The following is a 2797-nucleotide window of genomic DNA, read 5'->3' on the forward strand; positions in this document are numbered from 1 at the left end:
GGCGACGGCGACGGAGCGCTACCTCGACGGCGTCTCGGTCGTCGTAGGCGAGGTGGATCGGCGGGCGACGTACGAAGCGCTCGCGCTCGACCGCGCCCGGCTCATCCTGGCCAACCGCGAGGACACGGTCAATACGAGCATCATTCTGACGGCGCGCGACGTAGCGCCAAACGTCCCCATCGTCGCTGTCGCAAGTGCCGACGAGGCCGTCGACGTCCTCGAGTTGAGCGGCGCCACGCGCGTGCTCCCTCTCAAGCGGTGGCTCGGGGAGCAGCTCGCCAACCGCGTCAACGCCCTCCACGCCGAGTGCCACCCGGTCGGGCGCTACGAGGACCTGCTCATCGCGGAGCTCCCCGCGCACCGGACGCCGCTGGCAGGCCGGACTGTCCGCGAGACGGGGCTCCGACAGGAGACGGGTGTGAGCGTGATCGGCGTGTGGGAGCGCGGTCACTTGCTGCCGGCGCGCGCCGACACGCTCTTGACCGACGCGAGCGTGCTGCTGGTGATCGGGACCGAGGCCCAACTCAGGACCATCGACCGCCAGATGCTGGCCTACGGCGAGAACCCGAACCCCGTCATCGTGGTCGGCGGCGGGCGCGTGGGGACGTCGGCGGTCCGGGCGCTCCACGAGCGCGGTGTACCGGTCCACCTGATCGAACTCCGCGAGCACCTGATCCCCCGCAACGCGCCCCACACCGCACGGACGTTCGTCGGCGACGCCGCGGACTACGGCGTCCTCACCGAGGCGGGCGTCTTGGAGGCCCCGTCGGTCGTGCTCACGACCCACGACGACGCGATGAACATCTACCTCGCGACGTACTGCCGCAAGCTCAACCCCGACTTGCGCATCGTCAGCCGGATCACGCACGACCGGAACATCGAGGCCATCCACCGCGCCGGCGCCGACTTCGTGCTGAGCTACGCGACACTCGGGGCGCAGGCGGTCGTTTCAGCGATGAAGGGGAAGGACCTGCTTGTCTTGGGAGAGGAGGTCGACCTGTACACGGTCCCGCCGCCCAGCTCGCTCTACGGCAAGACGTTGGTCGAGACCGGGATCGGGGCCAGGACCGGGCTCACGGTCATCGGCGTCGAGCGCGACGGCGAGGTGATCACGGATCTAACGGCCGAGACCGTCTTGCGCCCCGGGTCCGCCCTCGTCATGCTCGGCGACGCCGATCAACGGGCGGACTTTGCGAGCGCCTTCGAGCGAAACTGATGGCGCCGCTCGGTGGGTGGTCCAGCCGGCCGTAGCTCCCTTTCGGAATGCGGTGTTCTGAAGACGGTGCCCCGCGAGGCTCGGCTAGGACTGTACGCCCTCGAGGTCGCCAGCGTCGTCAAGCTTCTCTAGGTGCCGGCCGAACTGGGCCATCACGAACAGGTGCGCCGCCGCCTGCGTGAACCGGTAGAGGATCCAGGGCAGGCGCGGTGCGAAGTCATGGATGGCGGCGATCAGGCAGTTGCCGCCCAGCACCTCACGGAACTCCAGACGCGCCTGCTTGCCCTCGTCGACATCGGCGAGGATGCCGCCGGTTACGTTGAAGACGGCGCGGTCTGGTTCGCTCCGGTCCGGCGCGTACGTCAGCTCGAGGACGTGCCTCGGGAGGGGCCGGACGTGAAACCGAGCGATCTGATTCGGACTCGAGTTGTCGACCTCGACGCGAATCAGCGGTCCGGCGAACCCGTCGAGCCAGCGCATGTACTCGGCCCCGGCCCACTCGGCGGTCCGGCCCGGCGGCAAGTCGAACCGCTGGACCGAGCGGACGAGCCGCGCTTTGCGGACGGTCTTGTCGTCGGCGCGGCGGTGGCCCTGGCGGGCGTCGGGGAACGGGGTGCCGTCGGGCTGGACGGCCTCTTGGAGTGCCTCTCGAAACGGCAGCGCCTGGGGCGCGATGGCGCGCTGGACGGGGTTGTCCTCGACGACCATGTCGTGGCGCAGGCTGGCGACGAGGGGCCCGGCGAGCGCGCGCGGGCTCCCCGACACCAGACTTACCCACAGCGTGGACAACCGGGGCGTGATGAGGGCGACGCGCGACATCGGCCGCTCGACCCCCAGGACCTCCGCGGTCTGGGACAGCATCTCGCGGTACGTCATGACCTCCGGCCCGGCCACGTCGAACGTGCCCTCGAACCGGTCCGGCGCGTCGAGGACGAGGCGGACAGCGCGGACGACGTCACGCAACGCGATCGGCTGCGTCTGGGACTCCGTCCACTTCGGCAGCACCATCGCCGGCAACCGCCGGACCAGGTTGACCAGGATGCGGAGCGACGACCCGCCCGGTCCGACCACCAAGCCGGTCCGAAGCGTCGTGACCGGCACGTCGTACTCCGCCAACGTTTGCTCGACCTCGTAGCGGCTCCTGAGGTGCTTCGACAGGTCCGACTTGTCTTTCGGGAGAAGACCGCTGAGGTAGACGATCTGCTTGACGCCCGCCCTCGAGGCCGCCCGCGCGAAGTTGTCGGCCAGGATCAGGTCGAGGTCGGCGAACGTGCCCTGCGTCAACCGCGCCGACGGCAACATCGAATGGACGAGGTAGACCGCGACGGCGGCGCCCTCCAAGCCGTCCTCGATGTCGTCGGGCGAGTAGAGGTCGCAGTGTTTCCACCGCGTCAGGTCGCCTTCGTCCTTCCGAGCTGCGCGGTTGGGCGAGCGCGTGAGTCCAACGAGATCGTATTCGTCGTCCAAGGCGCGGCGGAGCGCCGTGCCGACGAACCCCGATGCGCCCGCGATGGCGACGGTCGTCCGACCGACGTCGGGCAGCGCGTCGTTGGCCGCGCCGGCCTCACGGCTCTCGAGGGG

At 69.8% G+C, this 2797-nt stretch carries 2 protein-coding genes; one reads left to right on the forward strand and one right to left on the reverse strand.

The window, feature by feature from the left end; translation table 11 throughout:
- Positions 1-1216, forward strand: a 1216-nt coding sequence (locus WBA11_RS05130) for an NAD-binding protein (protein WP_424519643.1), incomplete at its 5' end; no start/stop codon positions are given.
- Between the two features lie 84 nt (positions 1217-1300).
- On the opposite strand, the gene WBA11_RS05135 is transcribed toward WBA11_RS05130, so the two are convergent.
- Positions 1301-2797: NAD-dependent epimerase/dehydratase family protein (locus tag WBA11_RS05135; protein WP_424519644.1), on the reverse strand; the 1497-nt coding region annotated here is incomplete at its 5' end.

The sequence above is a fragment of the Rubrivirga sp. genome (assembly GCF_049648075.1).
GTDB lineage: Bacteria > Bacteroidota > Rhodothermia > Rhodothermales > Rubricoccaceae > Rubrivirga.